The following is a 14,975-nucleotide window of genomic DNA, read 5'->3' as shown; positions in this document are numbered from 1 at the left end:
GGCACGCGCCGTATGTGAACTGCCGGAGGTGGATGGGTACAACATGTGTTATGATCTTCAAAAATGAAAACAATATTTAAGTCGGTATGGTATAAAATCGCTCCGGTTATCTGTCTGATACAGATATTGTCGGGCGTAGCCATAGCGCAAAATACGACTACGATTAAAGGTACCGTCACAGACGCAAAAACAGGTGAAACCCTGCCTTTCGTCTCGGTGCTGATCCCGGGTACAACTATGGGAACAGCTTCTGATGCAGACGGTCGCTATGCATTGACGCTCCGTGAAAATTACGCTACCATCAAATTCACTTACGTAGGTTACCTGAGTGTAGAAAAGCCGATCACTCCCGGCATTTCACAGGTAATTGATGTGAAGCTGTCTGTGGATGCATCCATGCTGAAAGAGGTAACTGTTAAAGGGAGAGGACGTTACCGGAATAAGGATAATCCGGCAGTACAGCTCATCCGCGAGGTAATTGCGCACAAGGATGAGAACAAAATGGCGGGTAACGAATATGTGGAATACGAACAGTACGAAAAGATCTCACTTGCATTGAGCAATCTTTCCGACAATTTCAAGGACAAGCGTATTTTCAAGAACTACCAGTTTTTGTTTAAAACCCAGGATTCTGCGGCAATGGGCGGCAAGAATATGCTCCCAGCATTTATAGAAGAAAAGCTTTCTCAGGTTTACTTCCGTAAAAGTCCGTACACCAAAAAGCAGCGCGTACTGGCCAGTCGTCGGGCAGAATTTGATGCCAAGTTTGTGGACAATGAAGGTTTAAGCGCGTATTTCAACAGGTTGTATGAAGATATCAACATTTATGATAATGATATTTCCATTGCTACCAACCTGCTGCTGAGCCCGATCGCAAATACAGCGCCGACATTTTACAAGTTCTTTATCAGGGATACCATTAAAACCAATGATCCATGGCTGATCGAACTCGGCTTTGTTCCGAGAAACAAGACCGATATGCTTTTCGAAGGGAAGCTGTTTGTGACCCTCGACGGAAAATACGGTGTGCAGAATGCCTATCTGACCGTAAACAAAGATATTAACCTCAACTTCATGCGCGACCTGGAAGCCAGTCTCGAATTCGAGAAAAGTGCTGACGGCAGGTACCACCCAAGCAAGACGTCCCTCGCAATGGAATTTGCATTGGGTGAGAAAAGCGCGGGACTATATGGTCAGAGGGTAGTTAACTTCAAAAATTATACGATCAATCAGAGCCGGCCCGACAGCGTTTACAAAGGTCCGAATGAGGAAATTGCGTATAATCCCGAGATTAAAGTAGGGGAGTCTTTCTGGGGAAGTGCGCGCCACATTCCGCTGGAAGCTACCGAGCTTGACATTTACAAGAATATAGACACACTCCAGACCATTCCCTCATTCCGGCGTACCATGGATATCGCCACCTTGTTCCTGGCAGGTTACAAGTCGCTCGGGAAAGTGGAGATCGGCCCTTTTAATACTTTTTACAGCTTCAACCCGGTTGAAGGTTTCAGGCTCCGTTTCGGTGGCAGAACTACGCCCGAACTTAGCAAGCGCGTGTATTTTGAAGCATATACCGCCTACGGTTTCAAAGACGAAAAATGGAAGTATTTCGTAGCAGGTACCTACTCGATCAATAATAAGTCGGTTTATCATTTTCCGCTCAACTACATCAGGGCAAGCTACCAGCGCGATACTAAGATCCCCGGACAGGAACTGCAGTTTGTGCAGGAAGATAACCTGCTGCTTTCATTCAAGCGCGGGGACAATAACCGCTGGCTTTACAATGACATTTACAAGCTGGAATACGTCAGAGAGTTTGATAACCATTTGTCTTACAAAATCGGATTTACGCAATGGAGCCAGCGCGCAGCCGGGATACTTCGCTATCAAAGCCTCGATCCCGACGGTTCACTCCACGACGAAGGTATTCTGAACAACACGGAGGCGAACCTGGAACTGCGTTATGCGCCCAACGAGCAATTCTATCAGGGTAAGTTGTACCGCACGCCAATAATCAACCGGTATCCGATCTTTACAGTTCGTTACAATGCAGGTTTGAAAGGTGTTTTCGAAGGTCAGAATAGGTACCACAATTTGTCGGGTAACATTGCGAAACGGTTCTATTTGTCGCAGTTCGGATATGCAGATGTGACGGGAGAGGGTGGTTATATTTTTGGAAAAAATGTATTGTTCCCGCTGCTGACAATCCACCGTGCTAACCAGACCTACGCTTACCAGCTCAATTCATTCAACCTGATGAACTTCCTGGAATTTGTGAGCGACCGTTATGCAAGCCTGGATGTGCAATATTACATGAATGGGTTTTTGTTCAATAAAATACCATTGCTGAAAAGGTTGAAGTTGCGTGAAGTGTTCAGTTTCAAAGGTCTTGTCGGCGGCTTGCGCGATGAGAATAATCCCGCCTTACATCCTTCACTATATCGTTTCCCGGTGGATGAGTCAGGCAGGCCAATCAGCTACACATTGTCGCGGGCACCTTACATTGAAGGCAGCGTCGGTATCGCCAATATTTTCAAGCTGATCCGGATTGATCTGGTGAAAAGGTTTACCTATCTCGATAACCCAGGTGTGTCGGAATGGGGTGTTCGCGCCAGGTTCAAGCTGGACTTCTAGTATCAAATTTCATTAGACACCAATTATATGAATTACGCCATCATAGCCGCAGGTGAAGGTTCCCGGCTCGCCAGCGAAGGTTTTCAACTTCCGAAGCCGATGGTACCGCTTTGCGGCGAGATGATGATCGACAGGCTGATCGGCATTTTCATGCGGAATCAGGCTGAGCGCATCAGGATTATCATCAATGAAAACTCCCCGGAACTCGAAGCGCATTTGCTCGAACTACGGAAGGATCTGCCCATTGATATCATTAAAAAAACAACACCCAGTTCATTGCACAGCGCATTTGAGTTGCTGGATGGCGTTGCCGGAATAGATGCAGTTTGCCTCACAACAACCGACACGATTTTCCGCGAGGAGGAATTTGCTGATTTCATTTTGGCTTTTGAATCCAATGCAGACCTGGGCGGGCAAATGGCGGTAACCTCGTTTATCGATGATGAAAGTCCGCTTTTCGTGCATATAAATGAAAGCGGGATCATCACTGCATTTACAGATTCCAATGAAATGCAGACTCCCTATATCTCGGGCGGCATTTACTGTTTGCGCAAAAAAGCGATTGAAGTTCTAGGGAAATCTGTCCGTAGCGGCACTTCCAGAATGCGGAATTTTCAGCGGCAGCTTGTGGCGGAAGGAATTGAATTGAAGGCTTATCCATTTTCCAAAATCGTCGACGTAGATCACGTCAGCGATATAGAAACAGCAGAATCTTTTTTGAGCCAGGAACACCTCGCTTGAAAATCAGAAAACAAACTGACACCAATGAATTAAAGACCGGTTCATTTACCGGCAGCGTATGAATGAAATTGAAATACTCGGCGTACACCGAAACAAAAAGTACTCGCCAAATCACATTGGCAACGACGACGCGATCTTTTCGCTGACAGCCAAAGCACTTGAAGCAATGGGGTGCAAAGTGACGATCTGCTGTGAAGATGAATTCCTGGCGTTGAAAGAAGTGCAGCAGCCCAGGATTTTTACAATGGCGAGACAAAAGCAGGTTGTAGCCAGGTTGCAGGAGCTGGAAAACAGTGGCGTGAAAGTGGTTAACTCAGCATTTGGCATCGAAAACTGCTTTCGTACCAATCTGACAAGAGCATTGAACGAACACCACATTCCCGTGGCAGACAGCTATATCGTGCCTACCAGCTACGATCAGGAAACGGTGTTTGACGATATCAAAGGCAAAGGATACTGGATCAAACGCGGCGATTTTCACGCGATCCATAAAGAGGATGTTTCATTTGCTGCTTCCCGCGAAGAGGCAAAAGAAATTCTGCGGGAGTATGCATTGCGCGATATCCCGGATGCGGTAATTTCTGAGAACCTCGTGGGTGACCTGGTGAAATTTTACGGCGTGCGCGGTACCGACTTTTTCTTCTGGTTTTATCCTTACGATAACAACCACCATAAATACGCCCAATACCAGCAGGTTAATGGAAATTCGGCGTATTACACCTTTGACTCTGCACATTTGCAGCAGGTTGCGACCGAGGCAGCGAAGGCCGTTGGTATAAGTATTTACGGAGGCGACGCGATTGTAGGGCAGGACGGACAATTCCGGATTATCGATCTGAACGACTGGCCGAGCTTTGCACCTTGCCGGGATCAGGCGGCCGGACATATTGCGGGCCGCATTTTTCAGGAATTTACAAATGACAATTAATGGAGACTTCAACTACCGGACCATCTGAATTAAAGGACGAACCCAGTAATTCAGCTTTTCAAAACTCATTAAAATCAAGCGATACCGAGGAGCAGATCGATATCTGGTTCTATCGCCCGATCGGGTATCAGATCGCATTGTTTTGTGCCAAAGTAGGTATCCGTCCCAATCCGGTCACTATCGTTAGTATTTTCTTTGGGGTAGGGGCAGGTATCCTGTTCTATTCTCAGGAGCTCTGGATCAATGTGATCGGTATGCTGTTGCTGGTATTTGCCAATTCACTGGACAGTGCCGACGGACAGCTTGCGCGGATGACAAATGATAAAAGTCGCCTGGGTCGCATTCTCGACGGTGCTGCGGGCGATTTCTGGTTTATTGCCATTCACGTAGCGTTGTGTTTGCGCGGGATGAATGAGGGCTGGACTGCGTGGATCTGGGTTTGGGGAGTTTTGGCCGGCGCTTCACACGTAGTACAATCCGCAATGGCGGACTATTACCGCAATGTGCATTTATTCTTCATCAAAGGCACTTCCGGCAGCGAGCTGGATAATAGCCGCGAGTTGCAGACGGAGTATGACAAGCTGAGCTGGACCAGGAACTTTGGAATGAAGTTCGTTGCGCGGTTTTACCTGAACTATACCAAAATGCAGGAAAGTTTTTCACCAAACCTTCAAAACCTGCTTTGGGTTGTCAGAAACAAATACAGAAACGGATTACCGGAAAAGCTTGTGACGGATTTCAGGGCGATGAACAAGCCTTTGATGAAGTATACCAATATCGTTCAGTTCAATACACGCGTCATTTTTCTTTTCCTCTGGCTTTTTATTGACCAGTCATGGATCTATTTCTTCTTTGATATGCTTGTTCTGAACCCCATTCTGATTTACATGATCGCGAACCAGGAAAAAGTGAGCAAATATTTTCATCAGCAGATTACGAGCGGTAAAATCAATGAATACCAAAATATATAAAGCAGTTTTTCTCGCGATAGGCGTCATTTCTCTGGGCTATATGATTTATGGCACCGGGGTTGACGTGATCTGGGAGAACATCCAGTTAACCGGCATCTGGTTTGTACCGGTGATCGGAAGCTGGCTGCTGATTTATATGTTGAATGCATTCGCTTTCAAAGCGATTATTCATGAGCCTTCGGTACCCGAGAGTAATCTGTCATACTGGGCTGTTCTCAGGCTGACGATCTCCGGTTATGCCATTAATTACATTACCCCCTTTGTTGCACTGGGCGGGGAGCCTTACCGGATCCTCGAACTCAAACCTGCACTGGGACTGAAAAAAGCGACTTCTTCGGTGCTGCTTTACAGTTTGATGCACATGTTTTCCCACGTGATTTTCTGGCTTGCAAGCATTGTGCTGATCGTCGCAGTTGTTCCGCTCAGCGATGTGATGCTTGCTGGTTGCGGGATTTTGCTGGTTGTGGGACTGGTATTGGGCTACTGGTTTATTAATGTGTACAAAAAAGGCTTCATGGTCAGCACATTCCGCCTGCTTGAAAAACTGCCTTTTGTAGGAAACCGCGCGCGTGAATTCGCTATCAAAAATGCAGAGAACCTGTATGAAGTTGACGAGCAGATCCGCATTCTGTATGCGCAGCGCCGCGATGTTTTTTACGCATCCCTGTTTTATGAATTTGTGGCCCGTGTGATCGGCTGTCTTGAAATATTCTTCACTGCCCACGCGATCGGAATGGAAATGAGTCTCTCACAATCATTGATCGTGAGCTCAGGCTCGTCTCTTTTTGCCAACCTGATATTCTTCTTCCCCATGCAGCTGGGCACGCGCGAAGGCGGCCTGGTACTCGCATTGCGGAGCGTAGGACTCGCAGCCACGCAAGGCATTTTCATCGGCATTGTAATGCGCATCAGAGAGATCGTCTGGATCATCATAGGGCTTGCATTGATGAGCAAGAAAGCCAAGCCAGATGAGCAGCAAGGAACTGAAGACCTGAATGCCGTACCCGCGGCTGCGCACCGCTAATTTTTAAATACATAACAAGGCAAAACGCACCAGGCTGATAGCCGATTGCCGACTGCCGAAAGCCAATTACTAATGATCAACGGAATTTTACTCGACTACGGTGGTACAATCGACACCAATGGCCTGCATTGGGCGCATGTTTTGTGGGAAGCTTACCAGCACAATCGGGTAAATGTTGACAGGGATGCATTTTCGCAGGCTTACAAATACGGCGAGCGGGCATTGGCTATCAAGCCGCTTGTACAGCCACAGCATGTATTCTACGACGTTCTTTCACTGAAACTGAATGAGCAGTTCCGTTTTTTGCAGGAAAGCGGGCACGATATTGATGTGAGCGCAATAGACGCCATTGCACATGAATGCAATGAGTTCGCACGCACTACTGTGGAGAATGCGAAGCCGGTACTTGCCGCACTTTCAGCAAATTATCCGCTTGTAATGGTTTCCAATTTTTACGGGAACATTCAAAGTGTGCTTGAAGACTTCGGTATCCTGGGTTACTTCCAAACGGTGGTTGAATCTGCCGTGGTTGGCGTGAGAAAACCCGATCCGCAGATCTATCAGCTTGGGGTAAATGCACTCGGATTGAATGCAGAAGCCTGTGTTGTGATCGGAGATTCATATTCGAAGGACATTGCACCGGCCAGGCAGCTGGGCTGCAAGGCTATCTGGCTGAATGTAGCCGGCTGGGAAGATGCCGGCGGGTCGGATCAGGTGCTGGAAGGTGTTGTTGAAATTACCGATTTTGCTCAGGCAGAAGGGGTTATAAATCAATTTTAATAAAAGCTTATGTACGATATCTGTACGATAGGGCATATTACCCTTGACAAGGTTGTGACTACTCAGTCGGTCAACTATATGCCTGGCGGCACCTCGTTTTATTTTTCAAAGGCGCTGCGGGATTTTGATGTGAAATACATGCTGGTCACCGCGCTCGCCGAGGAGGAAAGCCACATTGTGAAGTCGCTCAGAGACGAGCGCATTGAAGTTTTCTCCCAGGACAGTCCCTACACAGTTTACTTCGAAAATATTTACAGTGCCAATCAGGACCACCGTGAACAGAATGTGCTGCACAAAGCCGCTTCGTTCACAGTGAAGCAAATGCCTGAAATAGAATCCCGCATCTTCCATCTGGGGCCGCTGCTTTCGGATGATATCCAGCTCGATTTACTCAAACATCTTGCATCCAAAGGTCAGGTTTCGCTCGATATTCAGGGTTACCTGCGGTATGTAAAGGATAAAAAAGTGTATTACACCGACTGGGCAGACAAGCAGGAAGCACTGCCGCACGTGTCAATACTGAAAGCGAACGAATTCGAAATGGAGGTGATCGCCGGCACTTCCGATATCCGCGACGGCGCGAAAATAATCGCCGGGATGGGCGTGAAAGAAGTAATCATTACGCTCGGCAGCAAAGGGTCGCTCGTTTACAAAGACGATCATTTTTACCAGATTCCGGCTTACAAGCCTGCGGCTGTGGTGGATGCTACCGGCTGCGGGGATACTTATATGGCCGGATACCTAAGCAAGAAAGTGAGAGGTGCGGATGTACAGGAAGCGGGGGAGTTTGGAGCAGCAATGGCGACATTAAAAATTCAGTCTTCGGGGCCGTTTTCTGGAAACCAGGAGGCAGTTAATCATGTTGTCTTGCATGGGGAGTGTGATCGTGAAGTGATCGCGCAGGCCATTTACTGAAGCGTTTATCTATTATGAAATATGTGAGGAATTGGTTGATGGCATTGAGCCTGATACTGGCGTCGTACTCGGGGACTTTCTCCGCAGGCGACAAGGACGGCGATAAGCTGCCCAATCCGGACGAATTCCCAGTCCCAAGCGATGTGCCTGGTCTGCTCTTTTACATCCAGCGTGACCCGAATGCAAACACAATCTGTTATCAGCTAAATACCGACAAACAGGGCCGGCTTAGTGTTAAAGATCCTGTTAATACATTCTGGATCAGATATACCGATGGCGGTGAGCGCAGAGAGCTCAATTATCTTCAGCGCAAGTTTGCCTACGGTATCAATGTGAAAGACAAAGGCAATGCATCTTACGAACTGCGTTCGGTGGCTTATTCAAAGCTTCCGTTACAGTTAAGAAGAGACAGCCGCAACACCTACCACGTTTACGCCACGATCGATAAAAAAGAATGCATTCTCAGCCGGGTTTTCATCCGCATTGACGGGGGTACATTCTGGTCGCCAAATGTTCTTTACATAGAATTGAAGGGAACAGAACTTGCTACCGGAAAGACGATTGTTCAACGTATAAAACCCTCCTGAATGGCTCAAATCGCCAAATTGTCATAAGATTGCAACAGGATTATTCAGTTGCTTGTAAAGGTTACGTAACAAGTTCGCATATTTGGAATGGAATTTTCGGTTTTGACCGAAAAGCCAAGCGAAATCTAACGTAATCTAACTATTGACAAATGGAGCATATTGAGAACGGAGGTCAGGATGAAGTCTTCAAAGACGAGATCACCAAAGCCTCCGATTTTAAATTCGGTACTACCGTAGTAAAAGTGTTTGACGATATGGTCAGCCGCTCTGTACCGTTTTACAACGAAACACAGCGGATGCTCGCGGAAATTGCCGCGGACCACGTCAAAGAAGGCAGCTTTTTATATGACCTGGGCTGCTCTACCGGCACCACGCTCATCGAAGTCGACAAGCTTATCCCGTCTGACATTAAATTTATCGGCATTGACGAATCCCCGGAAATGCTTGAAAAGTGCGACCTCAAATTCAAAGAAGCCGGCTTCGTGCGTCCCTACGACTTACAGTCGGGCGATTTGCAGCAGGAGACTTTACCCATTTCAAATGCCTCGGTAGTAATCCTTTGTCTTACCATGCAATTTGTACGCCCGCTCTACCGGGAGCGGCTTTTGCGTAACATCTACGATGGACTGAATCCCGGCGGTGTGCTGCTGCTGGTAGAAAAGGTACTTGCTGAAAGCACCGTTTTCAATCGCGACTTCATTAAATATTACTATAACTATAAAAGAAGAAACCATTATAGCGAGCTCGAAATCTCCCAGAAGAGAGAGGCGCTCGAAAATGTGCTGATCCCGTATAAGTTATCTGAAAACATGCTCCTGTTGAAGGAAGCCGGTTTCGCGGATTGCGAAATATTCTTTAAGTGGTACAATTTTTCAGGAATGATAGCTTATAAAAAATAATGATAGCAATAGGAAACTTCTTTTTTAAGTACAGGAACAATCTGTTCATCTTTCTTTATCTCCTTCTTTTTCTCCCGTCACCATTACTTTTCAAACCCGAGCAATTCGGTGAAAAATACTATTTGTACCCGATCATACTCGGGCTGCTGGTGACATTTGCAGGCGAGATTATCCGCGGGATTACCATTGGCTTGGCCTATATCATTCGCGGTGGCAAAGACAAGAAGGTATATGCCGAAAAGCTGGTGACCGAGGGGATCTTCAATCACTGCCGCAACCCGCTGTATGTGGGGAATATCCTGATGCTTTTGGGTGTCGGAATTCTTGCCAATTCGCTCATTTATGTGGGAATCGTAATGCCCCTTTTTCTGTTTATTTATCAGGCAATCGTACTAGCAGAGGAAAACTTTCTGCGTAACAAATTCGGTGCCCAGTTCGATGCGTATTGCAGCCGTGTTAACCGTTGGCTGATCAACTTCCGGGGTATATCCCACGCATTTGACGGCATGAATTTCAATTACAAAAGATGGATACTGAAAGAGTATAACACGCTGCTGGTCTGGCTGCTGGGTATCTGCGCGATCCTGATCTTCAAATATCCGCAGCTCGTGCCCGAGAGTGATTCGCGCATTATTCTGTTCGTGGCGATTGTACTGGTGCTTGGTGCGGTGTACGGTTATATCCGTTATCTGAAAAAATCAGGAAAAATGACCGATACGATGGCTTGATGCACTTTTAAAATGCTTTGGCATGCTATTTGGCAGTCAGGTAAATCTGAACCCTTCTGAATGAACATAAAAATCATGACCCCCTAAGACCAAAACAGGACTTATGAGAATCGTTATCATTGGAGGAGGATTTGCCGGCGTAAACCTGGCTATGGATCTTGCCAAAAACAAAAAGTTTGACGTGACATTGGTGGATAAAAACAACTACAATTTTTTTCCACCATTGATATATCAGGTAGCCACTGCATTCCTGGAACCTTCGAGCATCAGCTATCCTTTCAGAAAGCTGTTTTCAGAAAGGAGAAACCTGCACTTCCGGCTTGGCGAATTTACAAGGGTAATACCTGAGGAAAACCGCATTATACTCGCAAATGGAGAGTTGGAATACGACCAGCTCGTATTTGCAACCGGCGCAGAAACCAACTTTTTCGGAATGGAGAATGTGAAAAACAACTCCACTCCGATGAAAACGCTGGAAGACGCAATTGGCATGCGTAACAAATTGCTTCAGCAAATGGAAAAGGCGACGATCTGCGAAGATCCCGCCGAAGTAAAAAAGCTGCTCACCGTTGTAATTGCAGGCGGCGGGCCGACCGGAGTTGAGATTTCGGGGATGTTTGCAGAAATGCGGAACGGCGTACTGCGGAAAGAATACCCCGAGCTTGCCGGAAAAGGTAGTGAAATTTACCTGGTCGACGGGGGAGACGCTTTGCTCTCGCCTATGAGTGTGAAATCGCAGCAGGATACCTACGAAGCGCTGAGCAAGCTGGGCGTAAAAATCAAGCTGAATGCGCATGTGGTAGACTTCAAAGAAGATAAGGTTTACTTCACGGACGGTGAATTCATAGAAACCAAAACACTCATCTGGGCTGCCGGAGTTACGGGTAAAGTTTTCGACGGAGTTCCGCCGGAAGCTTACGGAAGAGGCCGCAGAATGCTTGTAGATGCGTATAACAAAGTCAATGGACTGCATAATATATATGCGATCGGCGATGCGTGCCTGCAACTTACTGACGCCAACTTCCCGCAGGGACACCCTCAGGTAGCGCAGGTTGCCATACAGCAGGGGAAAACACTGGCCCACAATTTCAAGGCGGCTGACGAGAACAAAACATTGAAACCGTTTGCATACCACGACAAAGGTTCAATGGCGATTATCGGTCGTGCAAAAGCCGTTGTGGATATGCCACGACCCAAGCTTCATTTCAAAGGTCTTATTGCGTGGCTTGCCTGGCTTTTCATTCACCTCATCGCATTGATCAACCAGCGTAACAGGATCAAGACGCTTTATAACTGGATGGTCGCGTATTTCACGAAAGACCAGTCTTTGCGGATGATCATCAAGCCGGCCGAACGTGACGAGCAGGAAGCTCCAGTATCCATACAAAAAGTCCCAAGTATCTGATTGCGCTATGACAGAATCTTCATCCTACGCTTACGACTCGCCGGGTACGGTATCTGCTGTTTTTCTGACCAGGGCTGATGCGGATAAAGCATACAAATCGCTTTTGAAAAAAGGCTACACAGAAGACGAGATCTCTGTACTCATGTCCGACGAAACGCTGAACAAGCATTTAAGCGATTCAAGCGATCACTCCGAACCGGAGTCCAGACCGGCGAACGAGGAAGAAAAAGGGAAGGTGATCGGTGGCGCGACAGGCGCATTCACCGGATTATTTATGTCATTGAGCCTTATAGCTGTACCCGGACTGGGAATATCCATTGCAGGGCCGGTTGTGGCAGGGATCACAGGCGCAATTACAGGTCGCACGCTGGGGGGGATAATAGGTGCAAGAATTCCGTCAACACACTCGGAAACATACGAAGAGGGCGTAAAAGAAGGTGGTATCATCATCAGCGTCGATCCCAAGAACCTGGCTGAGCGGGATGCCATTATTCAGGATTTCAAACTACACAGTGGCCGTGATATCCTGACTAACGACGGCTATTCCAATTGGGGATAATTCAACTTCAATTAATTTCTCCTTCATTATTGCGGCGACTTGCTGAGCGCTTTGGCTTGTTCGAGATAGCTGCGCAACACCGGAATTTTTCCATTGATCCAGGACTTTAATGCATTGTCCGAAACTGTACCTGCCTGAGCTTCAAAAAAGGAAATGGTATTGGTATGCATAGCTACCATAGTGGCTGCGTAAGTGGTATCAAAAGCAACCATTTTGCGGGAAGCGAGGCTGTCGAGCGCCTGCTGTCGCTCGTCGGAAATCGTGTTGGGGATAGTCAGGTCTTTATCAGCTGCAAATGCCTTCAACTCGTCATTTGATTTTGTATAACCATCGATCATCAATTGTGCAAAGTCCGCATAGTCTTTGGAAGCCTGGTTCTCCAATGCAAGCTGACCCGCGCTGATCTGGAAGAGTCCTTCATCAGCAGCGGCAAGCACAAATGCGCGATCGTCTTCGGTAATGGAAATGCGCCGTGCGTTTTCATCGTCGTCGTCACTACAGGAAAGGGTGAGCGTAAGCAGAAGCAGGAAATACAGGCGGGGCTTTTTCATGAGAGTTGCAATGGTTTGTGCAAGCTCAAATAATATTATGCCAATCAGAAGTGGGATTAAAGGTCGCTGTCCTTGTTCCTTTTATAGGAAGCAATTTTGGAATAAAGCTCGGCAGGACTGAAAGGTTTACTGATATAATCGTTCATGCCAACTGTAAATGCAATATCCTTGATATCCATCATCGCCGAGGCGGTAAGTGCAACAATGGGAAGATTTGCATATTTCTCACCGGGAAGCTGCCTGATTTTCAAAGTAGCCTCGTACCCGTCCATTTCGGGCATTTGAAGATCCATTAACACCAGATCGTAATCGGCCAGCTGCACCTTTTGCAATGCAATCAGCCCGTTATCGGCTACGTCATAATCAACCTTCCATTGTTTCATGAAGTTGCGCATCAGGAGCACGTTGATCGCATTGTCTTCCACAATAAGTACCCGCATTCCTTCCAGGCTGAACGTGCCGGTGAATGTACCCGCAGTCTGTTGGGCAAGTTGTTTTTCGCTGATTTTGAATGCGAGACTGAAATAGAATGCGGATCCTTGTCCCGGGTCGCTTTCGACGTAAATTTTGCTTTGCTGTAATTCCAGCAGCCTTTTTGTGATGGTAAGCCCGAGACCTGAGCCGCCGTATTTCCGTGTCGTATCGGAGGTTGCCTGGGTAAAGCTGTCGAATATGTTTTCGATTTTTTCAGGCGGGATCCCGATTCCGGTATCTTCCACCCGGAAGTCGATGAGGATGGTGTCGCCTTCCCTTTTAGCTACATCAGCCGAGATCGTCACTTTGCCGCGCTCTGTGAATTTGACTGCATTGCTCACCAGGTTCGTCAGTATCTGCCCCAGCCTGACCGGGTCTCCCGTCACCGTTACATTGACGCTGTTGGTTACTTTTAATTTCAGCAGGATACCCTTTTCATTCGCTTTCTGAAGAACACCCGAGCGGATGTTTTCCAGCAGGAACAATACATTGAAATCTGTCTCCTCAAACTCGATCTTGCCAGCCTCTATTTTACTGAAATCAAGAATATCGTTGATCAGTACCAGCAGGTTTTCGGCAGAAAATTTCAGGATGTTCAGATACTCCATTTGCTCCGAGGTCGGATTTTGCTGCAGCAGCAAATGGGTGAAGCCGATTACCGCATTCATGGGCGTGCGGATCTCGTGGCTCATGGTTGAGAGAAACTGCGATTTGGCCACAGCCGCCATTTCCGCCATTTCTTTGGCGTGGATCAGCTCCTGCTCCGCTTTCTTCTGGTTATCAATGTCCATGATCGCGCCATACAACTTGACAACTTTGCCGGAAGCGTCGGTATAAGGTTTTCCAATGGCGTGTATGAACTTGATATTTCCGTCCGGCATCACAATCCGCAGGTCAAAGCTTGCGGGTTCAAGGTTATTGATTGCCTCCCGGATGTGTTTTCTGTATAGTTGAAGATCATCCGGGTGGATCATTCTGGAAAAAAGCTCGGTATCCGGCCCGGCATAGTCCGGTTCCAAACCGAAAATCCGGAAAGCTTCGTCAGACCAGAAGTTCTGACCGGTTACCAGATCTGCCTCCCAGCTGCCGCTGTGCGTAAGTTGCTGCGATTCGGCCAGCAATGCCTCGCTGCGCCTGATTGCTTCCTCTGCCTGCTTGCGCTGCGTTATATCGTGCCACACGACGAGCAGTACCTTCTTATTGTTGATCGGAACGGGATTGAGGGTAACTTCAACAGGGAACTCTTCTCCATTGATTCTCCGGTGAATCCACTCGAATCGATTGTAGCCGCTTTCATAAGCCAGCTTATCCATTGCCTTCGACTTCTCGGAAGATAACTGTCCGTCAGGCTGGTATTCAGGAGAAAAAGCAGCAGGGTGAATGGAGAGCAGTTCTTTTTTGTCTTTGCAACCCAGCATTGTCACAGCGGCCTGGTTGCAGTCGATAATCCCGTTTTCATCAAAGAGCAAATGCGCATCTGTAGAATACTGGAATATAACAGCCAGTTTCTCTTGCAGGAGCTCCCGCTCGATATCATCTTGCGAACCGGTTCGCCTGAATGCTTCGTCTCCTGTCGCTGGTAAACTCATGCCGGTGGCTGCTGTTTTTTATAGAAGAAGGTTTACAATTAAAGAAGATTCTGACCACTTTTCCAAAGCGGTTTTAAATAGAAAGGCAAATAACGATGCCAGTAAAAATTTAACTTATTGAACGGTATTGAAGCGGCAGACATTGCTTTCGAAAGTACAAATAATCGGATGTTAATTCAAGATCGGAATC

At 47.2% G+C, this 14,975-nt stretch carries 14 protein-coding genes; 12 read left to right on the top strand and 2 right to left on the bottom strand.

All coding sequences use genetic code 11. From position 1 onward, the window contains the following. Positions 1-63 precede the first annotated feature (63 nt). The 12 genes from AC1XTG_RS18950 to AC1XTG_RS18895 all read left to right on the top strand — a co-directional run bounded on the left by AC1XTG_RS18950 (position 64) and on the right by AC1XTG_RS18895 (position 12,171). Positions 64-2,634, top strand: coding sequence for a DUF5686 and carboxypeptidase-like regulatory domain-containing protein (locus AC1XTG_RS18950; RefSeq protein WP_484843027.1), 2,571 nt, complete (start codon positions 64-66; stop codon positions 2,632-2,634). Positions 2,635-2,661: 27 nt separating this feature from the next. After that, entirely contained in the window at positions 2,662-3,375 is a 714-nt protein-coding gene (locus AC1XTG_RS18945; protein ID WP_484843026.1) for a nucleotidyltransferase family protein, read from the top strand. Positions 3,376-3,433: 58 nt separating this feature from the next. Next, positions 3,434-4,303: a hypothetical protein gene (locus AC1XTG_RS18940; protein ID WP_484843025.1), complete on the top strand. Its 870-nt coding sequence runs from the start codon at positions 3,434-3,436 to the stop codon at positions 4,301-4,303. Continuing rightward, on the top strand, positions 4,303-5,274 hold the full coding sequence (locus AC1XTG_RS18935) for a CDP-alcohol phosphatidyltransferase family protein (RefSeq protein WP_056285158.1): 972 nt from the start codon (positions 4,303-4,305) through the stop codon (positions 5,272-5,274). The genes AC1XTG_RS18940 and AC1XTG_RS18935 overlap by 1 nt, the downstream gene beginning before the upstream one ends. Next, entirely contained in the window at positions 5,255-6,298 is a 1,044-nt protein-coding gene (locus AC1XTG_RS18930; protein ID WP_056285155.1) for a lysylphosphatidylglycerol synthase transmembrane domain-containing protein, read from the top strand. The genes AC1XTG_RS18935 and AC1XTG_RS18930 overlap by 20 nt, the downstream gene beginning before the upstream one ends. 72 nt (positions 6,299-6,370) lie before the next feature. Continuing rightward, a complete protein-coding gene (locus AC1XTG_RS18925; protein WP_056285151.1) occupies positions 6,371-7,078 on the top strand; it encodes an HAD family hydrolase in 708 nt (235 codons plus the stop codon). A gap of 9 nt (positions 7,079-7,087) precedes the next feature. Further along, positions 7,088-7,993 (top strand): PfkB family carbohydrate kinase, encoded by a 906-nt coding sequence (locus AC1XTG_RS18920; RefSeq protein ID WP_484843024.1) that lies wholly within the window; start codon positions 7,088-7,090, stop codon positions 7,991-7,993. Between the two features lie 14 nt (positions 7,994-8,007). Beyond that, entirely contained in the window at positions 8,008-8,580 is a 573-nt protein-coding gene (locus AC1XTG_RS18915) for a DUF4833 domain-containing protein (RefSeq protein WP_056285146.1), read from the top strand. A gap of 149 nt (positions 8,581-8,729) precedes the next feature. Beyond that, on the top strand, positions 8,730-9,479 hold the full coding sequence (gene cmoA, locus AC1XTG_RS18910; protein ID WP_056285142.1) for a carboxy-S-adenosyl-L-methionine synthase CmoA: 750 nt from the start codon (positions 8,730-8,732) through the stop codon (positions 9,477-9,479). Then, positions 9,479-10,207: a methyltransferase family protein gene (locus AC1XTG_RS18905; protein ID WP_056285139.1), complete on the top strand. Its 729-nt coding sequence runs from the start codon at positions 9,479-9,481 to the stop codon at positions 10,205-10,207. The genes cmoA and AC1XTG_RS18905 overlap by 1 nt, the downstream gene beginning before the upstream one ends. A gap of 103 nt (positions 10,208-10,310) precedes the next feature. Next, positions 10,311-11,612 (top strand): NAD(P)/FAD-dependent oxidoreductase, encoded by a 1,302-nt coding sequence (locus tag AC1XTG_RS18900; RefSeq protein ID WP_484843023.1) that lies wholly within the window; start codon positions 10,311-10,313, stop codon positions 11,610-11,612. 7 nt (positions 11,613-11,619) lie between these two features. Beyond that, entirely contained in the window at positions 11,620-12,171 is a 552-nt protein-coding gene (locus AC1XTG_RS18895; RefSeq protein ID WP_056285133.1) for a hypothetical protein, read from the top strand. A gap of 26 nt (positions 12,172-12,197) precedes the next feature. Here the strand turns inward: AC1XTG_RS18895 and AC1XTG_RS18890 are convergent, their stop codons facing one another. Both AC1XTG_RS18890 and AC1XTG_RS18885 read right to left on the bottom strand, forming a co-directional pair. Continuing rightward, positions 12,198-12,722, bottom strand: a complete 525-nt coding sequence (locus tag AC1XTG_RS18890; protein ID WP_056285131.1) for a DUF4142 domain-containing protein — start codon at positions 12,720-12,722, stop codon at positions 12,198-12,200. Between the two features lie 56 nt (positions 12,723-12,778). Further along, on the bottom strand, positions 12,779-14,785 hold the full coding sequence (locus AC1XTG_RS18885) for an ATP-binding protein (protein ID WP_484843022.1): 2,007 nt from the start codon (positions 14,783-14,785) through the stop codon (positions 12,779-12,781). Positions 14,786-14,975 lie beyond the last annotated feature (190 nt).

It is taken from the genome of Dyadobacter sp. HNCC25DJ183 (assembly GCF_056895175.1).
This window is presented reverse-complemented; position numbering and strand designations above follow the sequence as displayed.

Excerpts from the sequence above, each read along its gene's own strand:
- AC1XTG_RS18905 (WP_056285139.1), top strand. The coding sequence starts at position 9,479 with ATGATAGCAATAGGAAACTTCTTTTTTAAGTACAGGAACAATCTGTTC.
- AC1XTG_RS18945 (WP_484843026.1), top strand. The coding sequence starts at position 2,662 with ATGAATTACGCCATCATAGCCGCAGGTGAAGGTTCCCGGCTCGCCAGC.
- AC1XTG_RS18895 (WP_056285133.1), top strand. The coding sequence starts at position 11,620 with ATGACAGAATCTTCATCCTACGCTTACGACTCGCCGGGTACGGTATCT.
- AC1XTG_RS18900 (WP_484843023.1), top strand. The coding sequence starts at position 10,311 with ATGAGAATCGTTATCATTGGAGGAGGATTTGCCGGCGTAAACCTGGCT.
- AC1XTG_RS18940 (WP_484843025.1), top strand. The coding sequence starts at position 3,434 with ATGAATGAAATTGAAATACTCGGCGTACACCGAAACAAAAAGTACTCG.
- AC1XTG_RS18950 (WP_484843027.1), top strand. The coding sequence starts at position 64 with ATGAAAACAATATTTAAGTCGGTATGGTATAAAATCGCTCCGGTTATC.
- AC1XTG_RS18930 (WP_056285155.1), top strand. The coding sequence starts at position 5,255 with ATGAATACCAAAATATATAAAGCAGTTTTTCTCGCGATAGGCGTCATT.
- AC1XTG_RS18885 (WP_484843022.1), bottom strand. The coding sequence starts at position 14,785 with ATGAGTTTACCAGCGACAGGAGACGAAGCATTCAGGCGAACCGGTTCG.
- AC1XTG_RS18920 (WP_484843024.1), top strand. The coding sequence starts at position 7,088 with ATGTACGATATCTGTACGATAGGGCATATTACCCTTGACAAGGTTGTG.
- AC1XTG_RS18915 (WP_056285146.1), top strand. The coding sequence starts at position 8,008 with ATGAAATATGTGAGGAATTGGTTGATGGCATTGAGCCTGATACTGGCG.
- cmoA (WP_056285142.1), top strand. The coding sequence starts at position 8,730 with ATGGAGCATATTGAGAACGGAGGTCAGGATGAAGTCTTCAAAGACGAG.
- AC1XTG_RS18890 (WP_056285131.1), bottom strand. The coding sequence starts at position 12,722 with ATGAAAAAGCCCCGCCTGTATTTCCTGCTTCTGCTTACGCTCACCCTT.
- AC1XTG_RS18925 (WP_056285151.1), top strand. The coding sequence starts at position 6,371 with ATGATCAACGGAATTTTACTCGACTACGGTGGTACAATCGACACCAAT.
- AC1XTG_RS18935 (WP_056285158.1), top strand. The coding sequence starts at position 4,303 with ATGGAGACTTCAACTACCGGACCATCTGAATTAAAGGACGAACCCAGT.